The sequence below is a fragment of the Streptococcus sp. HJ1 genome (assembly GCF_052399005.1).
GTDB lineage: Bacteria > Bacillota > Bacilli > Lactobacillales > Streptococcaceae > Streptococcus.
The window spans coordinates 1,739,405-1,757,258 of sequence record NZ_CP199005.1; the positions used below are offsets into that span (position 1 = coordinate 1,739,405).

A 17,854-nucleotide genomic window follows, 5' to 3' on the forward strand; every position below is an offset into this window, starting at 1 on the left:
CTTTCCTCTCTATCAAGTCTAGCTTTGTGCCTCTTGATTTTCTTCCTTCTTTTCCATAAGATAGATATCTCCGAAACTCTCCTCTTGCACGAGGATCAATTCCTGAGTTTTGATTAACTCTAGGGTTGCCAAAAAGAGGGTAATAACCTCTTGGACATTCTGGGCTTCCTTGAACAAATCCTGCAAACGCAACTGGTCTCGTCCAGTCAAGGACTCTTTTACAATGACCATCATGTCCTCAATCTTATACTCATCGCGCAGGATGGTCGTGTGGTTCTGTGCGAACTCCTCTTTTTTCTTGGCTAGGATATTTGAAAAAGCCAAAAAGAGGTCAATGGTCGTCCTGTCATGCACAAGCTCCGCATCCTCGTAAATCAACTCTGTCGGCGCTTTGGAATAGTACTGGGCCCGATCTTGGTGCTTAGCCTCCAAGTGCTCACCCAAGAGCTTGAACTTGCGGTATTCTTCGATTTGAGAGAGAAGGTCCTGCTCCAGGTCATCCTCTAAGTCTGTCACTTCTGCTACCTTTGGCAAGAGCTTGCGACTCTTGATCAGCATCAGCTGACTAGCCATGACCATATACTCGCCCGTCACTTCCAGACGCATTGCCTGCAAGGTTGAGACATAGGCTAGATACTGTTCGATGACTTCTGTGATAGGCACATCGTAGATATCCATCTGGTACTTAGAAACCAGGTGCAAAAGCAAGTCCAGCGGCCCTTCAAAATCTTTTAATTTAATATCCATTATCTATATTTTTCTAAGGTCAGGACTGTTTTTAATCCTAGTTTTTTTGCAATTTCGTACAAATCGACCTTGTTTTCTATCTGTCTTAGAATGAACTGTTCCCGCAAGGCTTGGGCTGATAAGGCTGGAAAACCTTTCTCCTTGACAAAGGACTCCAGCTGACGAAAGGCCCACTGACGAGAATAGGTTTTCCCACTCCTTTCAAAGAGATAGGTCTGCCCCATCAAGGGTTCCAATTCTGGAGTCAAGGTCGTGGGTATGGTGACAATCCTCTGTTGGGAAGCCTTGCTGATTCTCAACACTTGAAAATCCAGATTGATATCTGCAACCTTAAGGGCTAAAATCTCACTTGGCAAGAGCCCTATTTCCAAGATAAGAAGCGCCAGCAAGCGTCCTTCTGGATAATTACTTTCCTGCCAAAAAGAGTCTAAATTTAGAATCTCTGGCTTTTCAGTCTTCTTTTCAGCTTGTTTGGCTAATTCCAGACGGTAAAAGCTGTCCACTTCTCCGTTTCGATAGAGAAAGTAGAGAAATTGGTTACAGGCCGAAAGTTTTCGCTTCTGGGCGCTGATTTTTAGATTGGCTAGCTGGGCTTGGTAAATCTTAAGACTGGTCTCAGAAATCCGCTCACCCACAATGTCTAAAAATTGCTCCAGATCATACTTATAGGACTGCTTGGAATTGGTAGACAAGCCCTGTTTTTCCTCTAAAAAGGCTGAAATGCTATCTCTCATTTGCATCGAATCTCATATTCCTTACTAAAGTCATGTAAGAGAGCATTGACGGCCTTGAGGATGGACTTGCGCGTGATGATTCCTTGAAAAATCCCTTCATCATCTACCACTGGCAAGAAGGGTTCATCCACCAGTTTATGGAGGACCTCTGTGATGTTATAGTCTGGAGCGACAACTGCCACATCCGTCTTGGTCATATTGACGATGTCTGTCGTTGCCATCTGCTCATCCGTCAAACCTTGCTCCATTTGATAAGCCAAAATGTCTCTCAGACCAATGGTTCCGACAAAGCGTTTGTCAAAAGTCACAACAGGGATACGGGTATAAGTGATTTGGCTCAGCACTAAAATCGCATGGTCGGCATTGTGGGTATCAATCAAAGCTGCTAGATTCTCAGCAGGGGTAAGAAAAGTCTCTTCCTGCTCCAATAAAAATGCTTCAAATTCCTTGGCAATCATCGAGCAAACTCCTTGGACAAGCCTGGATAAACCTCATGGTCACGTGTCAAAAACTCTACTTTGAAATAGCTGTTATCAATCTCCACACGTGCATAGAGGCATTCTCTAATAGTTCCTCGTGGTTGGCTGATGGAGCCTGGATTTAGAAAAAGAGTCTTGCCTTCCATCCAAGCATTTGGTACATGCAAGTGACCATAGAGACAGATATCGGCATCTTCTTCCTGAGCCCAGTAGTCCAACTTTTGAAAGTTGAAATTGATATCAAACAAGTGTCCATGCGTCTGGATGATCTTGGTTGGACCAAGTTGAGTTACCAAACGTTCTGGGTAGCCAGCATAAAAGTCCATGTTGCCTTTGACGACATGGATGCCCTCCCAGAGCGAAGAGTCTGGTCGGAGTTCTGAGTCACCATCGTGAAAAATGGCATCAACTTTACCTAGATAGCGGTCACGAATTTCTTCCACAATCAAGCTATCTCCATGGGAGTCACTCATTACAATGATGGTTTGCTTTGCCATGATGGAAATACCTCCAAAAGTTTCTTAACGGCTAAGGCGCGGTGAGATTGGCTATTTTTTTCTTCAAGGGTTAGCTCTGCTGAGGATTTACCTGTCTCTCCTACAAGGAAGAGGGGATCATAACCAAAACCATTCTCCCCCTTGGGTTCAAAGTTAATGTATCCTGGCCAGTCAGCTTCAACAACCAAGCTTTCCTTGTTTGGACTAGCTACGACTAGGGTTGTATGGAATTGAGCTGAGCGGTCCTTGAGTTCAAAGACCATGGCCAATTCGTGCAAGAGTTTGGCATTGTTTTCACGATCAGTTGCTCCCACACCTGCAAAACGGGCTGACCAGACTCCTGGCAAACCGCCGAGGACATCGACTTTGAGACCTGAGTCATCTGCCAAAACCATCTTTCCTGTTAATTGGGAAATGGTTTCTGCCTTCAGGCGGGCATTTTCTTCAAAGGTCATGCCTGTTTCAGCAACTTCAGGTAGGTTTGGATAGTCATTGAGATTTTCCACATCGTAGCCTAACTTGTCAAAGATAGCTCGGAATTCCTTGGTCTTGCCCTCGTTACGAGTCGCAATGAGCAGAGTTTCTCTAACCTTGCTAGTTTCAAAGAAGGCTTCTACATCGACTCCTTCTTTAGGCAATTCAACATGCAAAAGCTTTCCATTTTCAACCAAGAGCAGAGCTCCCTGACGTTGGATGACTTCTAGATTGCGACCTGCTTCGGCATTTAAAATCTCAACGATAAAGGAGAGCAGACGGAAGTTAGAAGACCAGCGCATCACCGTTATCGTAATCGGAAAGCCATTTTCCTCGTCCCGAAAAATCCGCGCTAAATCCATAAAATCAAGCTCGAGAGGATCTTTGATAAGGCTATAGATGCCTCCATAGACATCCCAGACACCGACATACCAGTCCTGGTCATCCTTGTATTCATAAATTTTGTTTGTCATAAAGTTACATGCTCCACATGAATCTCTTTTTCCAGCCATTCTGCTCCAATCTGGGCAAAACTTTGGCTATTGGCTGTTGTGTAAAAACGATGTTGAAGAGGTCCCGCATCTCGGCTACGATTGATTTCAAAATAGTTAAGCAAAACCGAGATATCCCGTACACACTCTGCCCCACTATCGATGAGCTGAACCTTTGGTCCCATGACATTTTGGATGATAGGGCGAAGGAGTGGGTAATGGGTACAACCCAAAATCAAGCTATCCACCTTGCCGACCAAGGGACGCAGGGTTTCATAAACCACTTTCTTAGTGACACTGGTTGACAGGGCACCAGACTCCACCAAGGGAGCAAACTTGGGACAGGACAAACTCTCCACCTGTAAATCCGGATCCAGATCATGGATTTTCTGACGGTAGATGTCTGATTGGACCGTCATGGGAGTTCCAATCACCCCAATTTTCCCACCTTGACTGGACTTGATGGCTGCCGAAGCTCCTGGTAAAATCACACCTAGAACGGGAATGTCTAGTTGGGCCTTGATTTCTTCCCAGACGACCGCAGTCGCAGTATTACAAGCAATGACAATCATCTTGACATCCTTGGTCAAGAGAAAGTTGACCAACTGCCAAGTATACTCACGGATTTGCTCAGCAGGACGGGGACCATAGGGCGCCCGTGCCGAATCTCCAATATAGACGATTTCTTCATGGGGAAGCTGGCGCATGAGCTCACGAACAACGGTTAAGCCACCGACACCCGAATCCAAAAAACCAATTGGTCGATTATCCATACAGTCTTCTTTCTAGTCTTTTTTCTGATTGATAGTTCATCATAATTACTCGTCCTAAATGAACGGATAGACAGCTTGATAGAATGGAAACTGCCTCTCTCTTAATCATAATCAAATATCAATAGAATGCAAGGAAAAAGTCTTATCCTTGAGAACTATTGAACATAGTGAGAAGTCTGGAACTTTCATCCCAGACTTTTCCTATTTATTTCTTTTTATTGTTAGCAAGGGCTGCTTTTTGTTGGCGGATAATTTGGTGGTAAACTTGTTGTACCTTGGCTTCGCTTGGTTTTTGACCATTTGCGCTCAAAAGAGCACGAACTGCCTCAGCGTTCAAACGTGGGTTGTCCGCAAATTCTTTTTCGATTTGCTTACGAACCAAGTACATCCCTCCAAGAGCTCCCCCTAGAAAAGCTAACACAATCAAGATAATTGCTAAAAGTAAGTCCATTCTTTTTCTCCTGTTTCTTTTTGAGTCTTCTATATTATACCATAAAGTGACTTTCCTGACTAGTTTGTTTTACGCTTTCAAAAAGGGCAATAGGCGACAAAAAAGGAGCCCTGCATTTCAATGAAAGAGAGCTCCTTGCTACGTTTATTTTATATAGATAGCCAGTGTTTGATACGGTTTGAGCAGAATTTTTTCTGATACTTCTACATCTTCATAGTTTGAAATCAGAATCTGTCCATTTTGGTAGACCACTGGCAAGTCAATTTCTACTTCTGTGGCATAAAAGTTATTGAGCACCAATAACTTTTCATCCTCATACTGACGTTCAAAGGCATAGACTTGCTTACTATCTTCAAAGGCTGGTTTGTAGCTTCCTTCTGAAATGATTGGCATTTCCTTACGAAGTCGAATCAAGTTTTGGTAGAAGGTGAAAATTGGGCCTTGGATGTCATTTTCTACGTTGATGTGAGGGTAGGATTTTCCTGCCTTCAGCCATGGAGTCCCTTTTGAGAAACCAGCATTTTCCGAAGCATCCCACTGCATGGGAATGCGTGAATTATCACGTGACTTGGCCTGAATAATCTGGAAGGCTTCTTGCTCACTTTTCCCTTCTTTTAAGAGCATCTGATAAGCATTGATGGACTCGACATCCACATAGTCTGCCATGGAATCATAGTCAGGGTCAACCATGCCAATTTCCTCACCCATGTAGATATAAGGTGTCCCACGTGACAGGTGAATGCTGGCTGCCAGCATAGTCGCCCCTTCATTGCGGAAATGTTGAATATCGACAAAACGATTCAAAGCTCGTGGTTGGTCGTGATTGTTCCAAAAGAGGGCGCTCCAGCCGTTTTTGTCACTCATTTCCTTGCCCCAGCTATGATAGAGCTTTTTCAATTCTTCGAAATCAAAGGGAGCCAAGGTCCACTTTTGTCCATCCTTGTAGTCCACCTTGAGATGATGGAAATTAAAGGTCATGGATAATTCCTGACGATCAGGCGCCGAATAAAGGACACAGTTTTCCATGGTGGTTGAGGACATTTCCCCAACTGTCATAAAGCTATCGTCTGTTCCAAAAGTGGCTTGATTCATCATGCGCAAATAGTCATGAACGATGGGCTTGTCTGTGTAAGCTGGCTTTCCTTCATTTTCAGGACAATCCACTAAGACCTCATCCTTACCGATCAAATTGATCACATCAAATCGGAAACCTTTGACTCCCTTGTCGCGCCAGAAATTAACTACCTTGAAAAGCTCCTTGCGGACATTGGGATTTCGCCAGTTAAGGTCAGCCTGAGTCTCGTCAAAGAGGTGGAGGTAATATTTCCCTGTATCCCCGAAAGGCGCCCAGGCAGAGCCACCAAACTTAGACTGCCAGTCTGTCGGTTGGTCTTGGATGAAGAAAAAGTCTTGGTAGTACTGGTCGCCAGCTAGGGCTTTCTGAAACCATTCGTGTTCTGTCGAGCAATGATTGAGCACCATATCCAGCATAAAATCAATCTTGTACTCCTTACCTATACGCACCATCTCCTCAAAATCAGCCATATCACCAAAAAGGGGATCTACTGCCATGTAATCTGAAATATCGTAGCCATTATCCCGTTGGGGGCTTGGGTAGAATGGATTGAGCCAGACCATATCCACACCCAGTTTGGCTAGATAGGGGATCTTTTCGATAATCCCACGGAAATCGCCAATACCATTTCCAGTGGTGTCTTTGTATGATTTTGGATAGATTTGATAGACTACTTTTCCTTTATCAAGTGCCATCTGTTTCTCCTTTTCTGATAAAAGGGAGGAACCTGTGTTCCTTCCCTGTTTGTACTATTTCAATTATACTCAATGAAAATCAAAGAGCAAACTAGGAAGCTAGCCGCAGGTTGCTCAAAGCACCGCTTTGAGGTCGCAGATAAAGCTGACGTGGTTTGAAGAGATTTTCGAAGAGTATTAGATTCGTGTAGCGACCATGAGAGCTGCCCCAGCTTGGATAGTTCTTGGATAAGTTCCAGTGATAGTCGCTGTATAAGCATCTTGGTTGGTGATGATAACAGGAGTTTCTGTTACGAGACCTGCAGCCGTAATGACATCCATATCAAAACGAATCAGTTTCTGACCAACTGTGACGTGGTCTCCTTGGGCTACAAGACTTTCAAAACCTTTGCCATCAAGACCTACTGTATCCATACCGATGTGGATGAGCAATTCTACCCCCTCATCAGAGACAATACCGATGGCATGCTTGGTAGGGAAAAGAACCATCACTGTCCCATTGACTGGAGAAGTCAACTCACCTTGGCTTGGTTCAATGACTAGACCTTGTCCCATGACACCTGATGCAAAAACTGGATCTGTTGCTTGACTCAATTCTTTCACTTGACCAGTCAGTGGGCTGACAATTTCTACTGGAGCAAGGGTTACTGGTTCATGACTGACAAATTCTGCCTCTTCTTGGGCAGCAAATTCTGCCTGTAAGGTTGTATCATCCTCTGTCTTTGTAAAGAGACCGACCTTGCGGAAGAAGAAAGTCAAGAGCATTGGTACAATAATAGCAACTAGCATGGTTCCTGCAAACGGCAGCATGTATTGAGGTTGAATAGAGAGGATACCTGGCAAACCACCGATACCGATAGAAGCCGCCGTTACATTAAATGTAACGGACAACATGCCGGCAAGGGCTGAACCAATCATCCCAGCTACAAATGGATAGATGTATTTGACATTGACCCCAAAGAGGGCTGGTTCTGTAACACCGAGATAGGCTGAAATGGTTGCAGGAAGTGAAATCTGAGCCTCACGCTCATCATGACGATGCATGAAATAATAGGCAAATACGGCTGAACCTTGGGCAATATTAGAAAGAGCAATCATTGGCCAGAGGGCAGTTCCACCAGCATCCGCAATCAATTGTGTGTCGATGGCATTGGTCATATGGTGCAAACCAGTGATGACAAATGGAGCGTAGAGGGCACCAAAAATCGCACCGAAGAGCCACTTAACAGGACCCGTCAAACCTGCCAAGACAACTGCGGAGAGTCCTTGCCCAATTGTCCAACCGATTGGTCCCAAGACAGTGTGAGCCAAAATCAAAGCTGGAATCAATGATAAGAAAGGTACAAAAATCATGGAAATGACTTCTGGAATATGCTTGCGCCAGAAAATTTCAAGATAAGATAGACTCAAACCTGCAAGCAAGGCTGGGATAACTTGAGCCTGGTAACCGATACGGTTAACCGTAAAGTAACCAAAATTCCAAACCCAGTTGGCTGCGATTTCTTCTGTTGAAGTAGAAGCTACTAGATAGGCGTTGAGCAACTGAGGTGAAACCAAACAGATCCCGAGTACAATTCCCAAGATTTGGCTAGTTCCCATCTTACGAGAGACAGACCAGGTAATCCCTACTGGTAAGAACTGGAAGATCGCTTCACCAGGCAACCAGAGGAAGTGATTAACTCCTGCCCAAAATGGGGACACGTCGGTAATCGTGTTGTAGATAGGCTGACCGTCTTGGGTTACCTGAGCTACTCCATCAACGATTTTTTGCCCTAACCATTCCCAATGCACACCTTCCAAGACATTGCGGAAACCGAGGATTAGTCCACCAACAATCAGAGCTGGAATAATCGGTGTAAAGATTTCTGCTAGAGTGGTCATGATACGTTGAAGCACGTTTTGATTGCTCTTAGCTGCAGATTTGGCTGCTTCTTTGGAAACACCCTCAATGCCTGAAACAGCTGTAAAATCATTATAAAAAATCGGCACGTCATTCCCGATAATCACCTGAAATTGACCCGCGTTGGTAAAGGTCCCTTTGACGGCTGGAATCGACTCGATGACCTTGACATTGGCCTTCTTTTCGTCTCCGAGAACAAAGCGCATCCGTGTCGCACAGTGGGTGACAGCAGTGACATTCTCCTTGCCTCCGATCGCCTGAAGCAGATCTTTAGCTTCTTGTTCAAATTTTCCCATTTGATTCTCCTTATATTTGTCAAAGCAAGCTTGACTTGATAGCTCTATTGTAAACGATGCCAAACTTGTATGCAACTTGTTTGCGATAAAAAGAGGATATTTTTGCATATTTTCTAGCGCTTGTATGGTAAAATAGATACAAGTATGTATGAAATAAGACTCAAAACTCATTTAAGGAAGCAATATGAAGAAATACCAACAATTATTTAAGCAAATCCAAGAAACCATTCAAAACGAGACTTACGCTGTCGGAGATTTCCTCCCCAGTGAGCACGACCTCATGAACCAGTATCAGGTGAGCCGTGACACCGTCCGAAAAGCTCTGTCCCTCCTCCAAGAGGAAGGATTGATCAAAAAGATAAGGGGGCAAGGTTCTCAAGTCGTCAAAGAAGAAACCGTCAATTTCCCTGTCTCTAACCTAACCAGCTACCAAGAACTGGTTCAGGAACTTGGGCTGCGCTCAAAAACCAATGTCGTCAGTCTTGACAAGATCATTATCGATAAAAAGTCCTCACTGATAACCGGCTTTCCAGAGTTTCGGATGGTGTGGAAGGTGGTCCGCCAGCGTGTAGTGGATGACCTGGTATCGGTTCTAGATACGGACTATCTGGATATGGAACTGGTCCCAAATCTCACTCGCCAAATCGCTGAGCAGTCTATCTACTCGTATATAGAGGACGACCTCAAACTCCTTATTGATTATGCTCAGAAAGAAATCACCATTGACCACACGGGTGATCGAGACAAGATTCTCATGGACATTGGGAAAGACCCTTATGTCGTTTCAATCAAGTCAAAAGTCTATCTCCAAGACGGGCGCCAGTTTCAATTCACCGAAAGTCGCCATAAATTAGAAAAATTTCACTTTGTTGACTTTGCCAAAAGACATCCAAAATAAACACTTACAGTTGGGGATACTCTCAACTGTTTTTTAGTAGTAAATAAAGGAGTTGATAGTTGGAAAAGAGGGACTGCTTGCCACTTATTCTACTATTTTAAGAAAAAACAACAGCAAATATGTATCTTGCTAAAAAGTTCTTGACAAATGCTAAACGACCATTAGAATGAGAGGTGAGGAGACAAATAGAAACAATTTAAACGAAACTGCTCTATAAAATGTAAGCGGTTCTCAAAAAGAAAGATATAAAGCAAATCAACCTGTGACAAAACAAGAAAACTATCAACTCAGCTACAATCAGCCAACAGCTCCCTCCTATGACGGATGGGAAAAGCAAGCCCTTCCTGTCGGAAACGGAGAAATGGGAGCCAAGGTTTTCGGACTCATTGGGAAAGAGAGAATCCAGTACAACGAAAAGACCCTCTGGTCAGGAGGGCCACAACCCGATAGCACCGACTATAACGGAGGAAACTACAAGGATCGCTACAAGGTCTTAGCAGAGATACGTAAAGCCCTCGAAGCTGGTGACCGCCAAAAAGCAAAACAGCTAGCTGAACAAAATCTAGTTGGACCAAACAACGCCCAGTATGGACGTTACCTAGCCTTTGGAGATATCTTCATGGTCTTTAATAACCAGAAGAAAGGACTAGATACTGTAACTGATTATCATCGTAATCTAGACATCACCGAAGCCACTACGACCACTTCTTACACCCAAGATGGGACGACCTTCAAACGCGAAACCTTCTCCAGTTATCCTGATGATGTCACTGTAACCCACTTGACCAAAAAAGGAAACAAGACACTTGACTTTACCCTTTGGAACAGCTTGACAGAAGACTTGCTTGCTAATGGCAACTACTCTTGGGAATATTCCAACTATAAGAATGGTCATGTCACTACAGATGCAAACGGAATCCTTCTAAAGGGAACTGTCAAAGATAACGGCCTCCAATTTGCATCCTATCTAGGAATTAAAACGGACGGAAAGGTGACTGTTCAGGACGAAACTCTAACCGTCACAGGCGCAAGTTATGCAACCCTCTATCTCAGTGCCAAGACTAACTTTGCTCAGAATCCAAAAACCAACTATCGAAAAGACATTGACCTCGAAAAAACAGTTAAAGGGATTGTCGAAGCAGCTAAGTCCAAAGACTACGAGACACTTAAAAAGGCCCATATCAAGGACTATCAAAGTCTCTTTAACCGCGTTAAACTAAATCTAGGCGGAACCAAGACTACTCAAACGACAAAAGAGGCCCTTCAAGGCTATAACCCAGAAAAAGGGCAAAAATTGGAAGAACTCTTCTTCCAATATGGCCGATATCTACTCATCAGTTCGTCTCGTGATCGGACAGATGCTCTTCCTGCCAACCTCCAAGGAGTCTGGAACGCTGTAGACAATCCACCTTGGAACGCTGACTACCACCTCAATGTCAATTTGCAAATGAACTATTGGCCAGCTTACATGAGCAACCTTGCTGAAACTGCCAAGCCAATGATCAATTACATTGATGACATGCGCTATTATGGCCGTATCGCTGCCAAGGAATACGCAGGTATCGAATCCAAAGACGGACAAGAAAATGGTTGGCTGGTCCACACTCAGGCGACACCATTTGGCTGGACTACTCCAGGCTGGAATTACTATTGGGGTTGGTCGCCAGCTGCTAATGCCTGGATGATGCAGAACGTTTATGACTACTACAAATTCACCAAGGATGAGACCTATCTCAAAGAAAAGATCTATCCTATGTTGAAAGAGACTGCCAAGTTCTGGAACTCCTTCTTGCACTATGACCAGGCCAGTGACCGTTGGGTGTCTTCTCCATCCTACTCACCAGAACACGGTACCATCACCATCGGAAATACCTTTGACCAATCGCTAGTCTGGCAGCTATTCCACGACTACATGGAAGTTGCCAACCATCTGAAAGTCGACCAAGACTTAGTCACAGAGGTCAAGGCTAAATTTGACAAACTTAAACCACTTCACATCAATAAAGAGGGCCGTATCAAAGAATGGTACGAAGAAGACAGTCCGCAATTCACCAATGAAGGGATTGAAAATCACCACCGCCACGTTTCCCATCTAGTTGGTCTCTTCCCAGGTACGCTCTTTAGCAAGGACCAGGCTGAATACCTAGAGGCTGCGCGTGCTACCTTGAATCACCGTGGAGATGGGGGGACTGGTTGGTCTAAGGCCAATAAAATCAACCTCTGGGCTCGTCTGCTGGACGGTAACCGTGCCCATCGCTTACTCGCTGAACAGCTCAAGTACTCAACTCTAGAAAACCTTTGGGATACCCACGCGCATTTCCAAATCGACGGAAACTTTGGAGCGACCAGTGGGATGGCAGAAATGCTTCTCCAATCACACACTGGCTATATTGCACCATTGCCAGCCCTTCCAGATGCATGGAAAGACGGTCAAGTTTCTGGCTTGGTTGCCCGTGGTAACTTTGAAGTCAGCATGAAGTGGAAAGATAAAAACCTGCAAAGCTTGTCCTTCCTTTCAAATGTCGGTGGAGACCTGGTTGTAGATTATCCAAATATCGAAGCTAGCCAAATCAAGGTCAATGGCAAACCAGTCAAGGCAACGATCCTTAAAGATAATCGTATCCAGCTTGCAACGCAAAAAGGTGACGTCATTACCTTTGAACATTTCCCTGGCCGTGTGACCAGTCTGACAGCCGTTCGACAAAATGGAGTCACTGCCGAACTTACCTTCAACCAAGTAGAAGGCGCTACCCACTATGTCATCCAAAGACAAGTGAAAGACGAAACTGGCCAAACCTCTGCGACCAGAGAATTTGTAACCAATCAAACCCACTTTATTGACCGATCACTAAATCCTCAACTCGCCTATACTTATACTGTCAAGGCTATGCTGGGCGAAGTTTCCACACAAGTTTCTGAACAGGCCACTGTCGAAACCTATAGCGAGTTGATGGACGACCGAGATAGCCGCATCCAGTACGGAGCTGCCTTTGGAAACTGGGCAGACTCAGAATTATTTGGAGGAACAGAGAAATTTGCTGACCTTTCAAAAGGAGACTACACAGACGAAGATCTCACTGCTACCATTCCTTTCACTGGCGTTGGTATCGAAATCTATGGACTGAAATCGTCTGAACTAGGTCTTGCCACTGCTAAAATTGATGGCAAAGAAGTCGGGGAGCTTGACTTCCATACTGCTGGAGCAACTGAAAAAGGTAGTCTCATTGGTCGCTTCGCAGGACTATCTGACGGACCTCACACATTGACTCTTAGTGTTAAACGTGAGCACAAAGGACGTGGTAGTGAGCGCTCGAAAATTTCATTAGACTACTTCAAGATCCTAGCAGGAACAGGCAATACGATTGAAAAAATAGATGATCGCGATTCGCGCATCCAGTATGGTGCCCAGTTTAAGGACTGGTCTGACCCTGAACTCTACGGAGGTACGGAAAAATACGCTGATATTAACAACAGCGACTCTAGTGCAGCTTCAGAAGCTCAGGCAACTATTTCCTTTACAGGGACGGGTATTCGTATCTTTGGCTTAAAGAGCCTCGCTCTTGGACGAGCACGTGTTACACTAGATGGCAAAGAAATGCCAAGTCTAGACTTCTACACTTCAGGTGCAACTGAAAAGAGAGCTTTTATTGGCGAATTTACAAATCTCACTGACGGTCCGCATACCCTGACATTACAAGTTGATCCAGATTCGCCAGAAGGTCGCAAGAAAATCTCTCTAGACTCCTTTGATATCATCAAAGCTCCTGCTGTTGGTATAGATAGCCCGAGCATTGCGCCTCTTAAGGAAAATGACAAAACCATTTCCTTAAGCCTACCAGCTGGAGATTGGGAAGCCATCGCAGTGACCTTCCCAGGAGTCAAAGATCCTCTAGTTTTGCGTAAGGTGGATGAAACGCATCTGGTTACCAGTGGGGATCAGACTATCCTATCAATCCAAGACAATCAAGTTCAAATCCCAATCCCTGACGAAACCAATCGCAAAGCTGGAAATGCCATTGAAGCTTATACCATTCAAGGAAATACCACAAGCAGCCCTATCGTAGCCGTCTTTACTAAAAAGGATGAAAAGAAAGTTGATGAGAAGCAACCAACTACAAGCAAGGGAGAGGAACCAGCTCCTACTGTTGAAATTCCTGAATACACTAAACCTATCGGGACTGCAGGGCAAGAAGTGCCACCCACTGTAGAAAAGCCTGAATACACCGAACCTATCGGAACGGCGGGGCAAGAAGAGTCTCCTACTGTAGAAAAGCCTGAATACACCGAACCTATCGGAACAGCAGGTCAAGAGGAAGCACCTACTGTTGAAAAACCTGAATACACCAAACCTATCGGAACAGCAGGTCAAGAGGAAACTCCTACTGTTGAAAAACCTGAATACACTAAACCTATCGGAACTAGCGGAGATCAGGCCGCTCCAAGCCTTAGCCTTCCTGACTATCCAGTTCAAGTCTTAAAAGATAAGGAGACTGGAGTAGAAATCATCGGTGGAGCCAGCGACTTAGAAGGAATTTCTCACGTTTCTAGCCGACGTGTCCTAGCTCAAGAACTCTTTGGCAAGACCTATGACGCTTACGACCTACAACTTAAAAATCCAACAGATCATAGCGTACAGCCAAAAGCGCTGTCTTAGTTCGCTTGCCTATTTCAGCTAGCGTAGAAAACATCTACTACATCACTCCGACCAAGGAGTTGCAAGCCCTTGATTTCACCGTTCGAGACGGAAAGGTAGAATTCATCACTAATCATTTCAGTACCTATGCTGTCGTCTATCAAGCAACTGGAACCAGCTCTAACACTGAGGATAAACCAAGTACTTCAGATGAAGAAGCCTTGGCACACGAGGCTGAACAACTTTCAGCTAGTCCGAGTCTTGCTAAAGTTGGAAATCATTCTCCTAAAGAAGAACTTCCAGCAACAGGAGAAGCATCCAACCCACTCCTCTTCTTAGCAGGCCTCAGCCTAGCCCTTACAGCCACTTTTATGTTAAAAGGAAGAAAGGATGACTCCAACTAACCTTTAAGCACACAAAAACAGGATGAAGTTGTTCTTCATCCTGTTTTATTTTTTTATCAAAGGTTATTTTTACAGCAGGTATAAAAAGGCTAAGGTCAAGAGACTTGCTAGAAGCCCAACTCCCCAAAAGAAGAAGTCAACCTTCCACTCGCTCCAAGGATTGCCCTTGCCTGAGAATCCTCCAAGCTCGAAATGGTGATGCACAGGTGTCATACGGAAAATACGTTTTCCACCACTAAGTTTGAAGTAGGTAACCTGCATCATAACAGAGCTTGTCTCAAAGACATAGATAATCCCAATCAGTAAAAGGGTCCATTCTTGGTGGAGGGCCATAGAGATTGCTGCCAGCATCCCACCAAGAGCCAAACTTCCCACATCTCCCATGAAGACCTTGGCAGGCTTGTGGTTAAAGACGAAGAAACCTAGCAAACCACCAATCATGGCAAGAATCACAAGAAGAATATCCAGTTGATTTTGCATATAAGCAATCACACCGTAGGCCGATAAGCTAATCACCACGGAAATACTTGCTAAGCCGTCAATCCCGTCTGTCAAGTTTACTGCGTTTGAAAAGCCAACTAGCCAGAAAAGGGCAAAGAAAATATAGAAAATGCCTAGATGAACTTGGTAGCCAAAGACCGAAAGCATGTCGCCACCACGCTCATAAAAGAGGTAGAAAATCACTCCTCCAAGGAGCTGGAGAGCAAGTTTTTGCTTGGGATTTAAGCCTTCGTTAATCTTACGAAAGACCTTGAGGAAATCATCCAAAAAACCTACCAAACCATACAAAACCAAGATAAACAAAATCATGCCTACATTGTTGGTCAATTGTTGGGTAAAGAGAGCGACAAGGAAGCTCACAACAACTGCAACGATCAGGAAGACAAGACCTCCCATGGTTGGAGTTCCAGCTTTAGCTTGGTGTTGCTTGACATCCTCGTGCATCTGCTGACCTGTAATCTGTGCTTTTCGATAAAATCGGATAAAGGCTGGAATACCTATCAAGGTCAATAGAAAGGCTAGAACTCCAGCACTAATGGAACTAATCATCTTAATCTCCTAAAGTTATTTTCATTTTTTTAATGTCTTTAAGGGCTGTATTGGCACGGACACTTTGTTTCTTGACCGTTTTGCCACTACCTTCCCACTCGACTTCTATATTCAGCCATTTGGCAAATGTTTGCACATTTTCATCTGTCCAGCCGTACATATCAGGCATTTCTTCGACCTTATCTGACAGGATCAAGATCTGCTGATTGGCTTCCAAATTATCTCCTTCAGAAACCGAGAGTTCCTTGATCTTGGTTCCTGTTCCGATAACAATTGGTTGGACCAGGTTTCGGCGCAATTCTTCTGCTAGGTCACCCGGAGTAAAGTCTTTGGTAGCCGGCATAGCATAGCTTGTCGTCTTGCTGACCTGATCCAAGTTCTTGGCAGTTGACTGAAGATTGAGGGATTCTTTCATAGCAGAAGCTCGCTCAAGGATTGGGTTGGCAAACTCCCCCAGCTGAACGCCTGAATAATGCTCTGGCTGTTGCACCGTCACATAGAGGATAAAGTCAGGATTCTCTGCAGGATGCATCGACACAACAGAGAAGATATAGTTGGTTTCACCTGTCAGGTAGCCCCCATTCTTCTCATCGGCAATCTGAGCAGTCCCTGATTTCAGAGCGACATTCTGACCTGGAACATTGACATTTGGTTTTCCTGTACTGTGGTTGTACATGGTACCGTAGACAGGATCTGTTCCGACCATGACCATGTGCTCCCGAGTAGAGGACGCTGCTGTTTTTGACACAGGATTTCCGACAATTTCCTTTTGAGACTTACGAACAGACTGGTCATTTGGATCATAGAGGGCACTGATAAATTTTGGTTCCAACATAACCCCATCGTTGGCAATAGCTGTAAAAGCACGTAGCATCTGGGTCTGCGTTACAGAAATCCCCTGACCAAATGCACTCATGGCAATATTAACAATATTATCTGCAGGCAATTGACCTGAATACTCATCAGTCAGACCAAAACGCGTCGGCACCCCAAACTTAAAGCGATTGAGATAATCGAGCCAAGTCGCATCTCCCATTTTTTGTTCAAGTAGACTCATTCCAACATTACTGGAGTGAGCGAAACCTTGTGAGAAAGTCATCATCCCACCAGTAGTCAATCCTTCATTGACGTCCCAGTCTCGAATGGTCGCATCTGCTATTTTCAATTCACTACTGTTAAAGTACTCGCCACCAGGGAAGGTATTGTTGTCAATAGCCGAAGCTAACGTCATGACCTTCATGGCTGATCCTGGTTCGTAGTTACTTTGATAGAGGATATCACGCCAGACAAAGTCTTTTGTGATGCCATCCTTGGTATCTGCATTAAAGGTCGGCCGTTGGGTCGTAGCCAGGATTTCCCCTGTTTTAGCGCTAACCAAGGTAGCCGTCATATACTTGCCTTTTACTTTTTCCTGGAAGGCATCCATCTGGGTTTCCATAAAGGATTGCAAGGGACTAGAAAGGGTTGTGTACACATCCTTTCCATCTACTGTTTGTTGAGAAGCTTGATCTGTACCCGGAACAATATTTCCCAGACGATCTTTCTCATAGGTGATGATCCCATCTGTACCCGCCAGAATGTTATTTAAAGAACTCTCCAATCCAGATGTCCCAATCAAACGTTTGGTGCCATCCTCATTTTCATGGAGTTGCGCTAAACCGATAAAGGAAGAAGCAAACTGTCCATTGGGATAACTACGGTTAGGGCTAGTTGTAAAGTCAACTCCCTCAACGCCAGCTGTTTTAAGGTCATTTTTAATAGCCATCATATTGGCATAGGTGATCCCATTTCCCTTGGTACCAAAAGACACCTGTTTTAGATCTGGCTGAGAAAGTTGTTCCTTGACATAAGACTCCTCCATATCCAGATACTTATGGAAAATCTCAGCCACCTTATTAAATTGAGAATCCTCTACATAGAGAATTTTGCCTGTTGCTGACTTGTAGGACTTGTCAATAACGGCATAGATATTATACGAAGTCGCATCTTCTGCAATAGGCGTTCCATTACGATCGTAAATGGTCCCCCGCTTGGCTGGAATCGTCTTGGTTGTTTGGTGAACCTTTTTGGCCTCTTGAACCAAATCCTTACCAAATTTTTTACCCGTTCCGATAATAACCGCAAAGTTGACCAAAAAGACAGCGAAGAGTACGACTGCCAATAAACTTAGACTCTTCCCTACTCTTCGGCGATTTTCTTCTGGTGATTTACGATTACGAACGGCAAAACGGATGATTTTTTCTTTCAATTGTTTCAT

At 44.4% G+C, this 17,854-nt stretch carries 12 protein-coding genes and 1 pseudogene; 2 read left to right on the forward strand and 11 right to left on the reverse strand.

Features of this window, described 5'->3' with window-relative positions:
• Positions 1-18: 18 nt before the first annotated feature.
• The 9 genes from ACT17O_RS08950 to treP all read right to left on the reverse strand — a co-directional run bounded on the left by ACT17O_RS08950 (position 19) and on the right by treP (position 8,612).
• The gene (locus tag ACT17O_RS08950) at positions 19-747 is read right to left on the reverse strand and encodes a segregation/condensation protein A (RefSeq protein ID WP_084881295.1); all 729 of its coding nucleotides are present in this window, start codon (positions 745-747) and stop codon (positions 19-21) included.
• Positions 747-1,481 carry a site-specific tyrosine recombinase XerD gene (gene xerD, locus ACT17O_RS08955; RefSeq protein ID WP_277619949.1) on the reverse strand — a complete coding sequence of 245 codons (735 nt, stop codon included), beginning with the start codon at positions 1,479-1,481 and terminating at the stop codon, positions 747-749. Before xerD ends, ACT17O_RS08950 begins: the two co-directional genes overlap by 1 nt.
• On the reverse strand, positions 1,478-1,939 hold the full coding sequence (gene cbpB / locus ACT17O_RS08960; protein WP_000560696.1) for a cyclic-di-AMP-binding protein CbpB: 462 nt from the start codon (positions 1,937-1,939) through the stop codon (positions 1,478-1,480). The genes xerD and cbpB overlap by 4 nt, the downstream gene beginning before the upstream one ends.
• Complete coding sequence (locus tag ACT17O_RS08965) at positions 1,936-2,457, reverse strand: metallophosphoesterase (protein ID WP_001118947.1); 522 nt, start codon at positions 2,455-2,457, stop codon at positions 1,936-1,938. Before ACT17O_RS08965 ends, cbpB begins: the two co-directional genes overlap by 4 nt.
• Positions 2,433-3,443 (reverse strand): nucleoside-triphosphate diphosphatase, encoded by a 1,011-nt coding sequence (locus ACT17O_RS08970; RefSeq protein ID WP_009013735.1) that lies wholly within the window; start codon positions 3,441-3,443, stop codon positions 2,433-2,435. Before ACT17O_RS08970 ends, ACT17O_RS08965 begins: the two co-directional genes overlap by 25 nt.
• The gene (gene racE, locus ACT17O_RS08975) at positions 3,401-4,195 is read right to left on the reverse strand and encodes a glutamate racemase (protein WP_444817442.1); all 795 of its coding nucleotides are present in this window, start codon (positions 4,193-4,195) and stop codon (positions 3,401-3,403) included. The genes ACT17O_RS08970 and racE overlap by 43 nt, the downstream gene beginning before the upstream one ends.
• 205 nt (positions 4,196-4,400) lie before the next feature.
• Positions 4,401-4,646, reverse strand: coding sequence for a YneF family protein (locus tag ACT17O_RS08980; protein ID WP_000364980.1), 246 nt, complete (start codon positions 4,644-4,646; stop codon positions 4,401-4,403).
• A 144-nt stretch (positions 4,647-4,790) separates the two neighbouring features.
• Complete coding sequence (treC, locus tag ACT17O_RS08985; protein WP_444817443.1) at positions 4,791-6,416, reverse strand: alpha,alpha-phosphotrehalase; 1,626 nt, start codon at positions 6,414-6,416, stop codon at positions 4,791-4,793.
• Positions 6,417-6,593: 177 nt separating this feature from the next.
• On the reverse strand, positions 6,594-8,612 hold the full coding sequence (gene treP, locus ACT17O_RS08990) for a PTS system trehalose-specific EIIBC component (RefSeq protein WP_444817444.1): 2,019 nt from the start codon (positions 8,610-8,612) through the stop codon (positions 6,594-6,596).
• 184 nt (positions 8,613-8,796) lie between these two features.
• Between treP and treR the strand changes: the two genes are divergently transcribed.
• Entirely contained in the window at positions 8,797-9,510 is a 714-nt protein-coding gene (gene treR, locus ACT17O_RS08995) for a trehalose operon repressor (protein ID WP_444817445.1), read from the forward strand.
• 235 nt (positions 9,511-9,745) lie between these two features.
• Positions 9,746-14,547 (forward strand): annotated as a pseudogene (locus ACT17O_RS09000) (SIALI-17 repeat-containing surface protein); the annotation flags it as partial.
• Between the two features lie 69 nt (positions 14,548-14,616).
• Here ACT17O_RS09000 and mraY read toward each other — a convergent pair.
• Together mraY and pbp2x are read right to left on the reverse strand one after the other, a co-directional pair.
• Positions 14,617-15,597: a phospho-N-acetylmuramoyl-pentapeptide-transferase gene (mraY, locus tag ACT17O_RS09005; protein ID WP_000625795.1), complete on the reverse strand. Its 981-nt coding sequence runs from the start codon at positions 15,595-15,597 to the stop codon at positions 14,617-14,619.
• 1 nt (position 15,598) lies between these two features.
• Entirely contained in the window at positions 15,599-17,854 is a 2,256-nt protein-coding gene (pbp2x, locus tag ACT17O_RS09010) for a penicillin-binding protein PBP2X (protein WP_444817446.1), read from the reverse strand.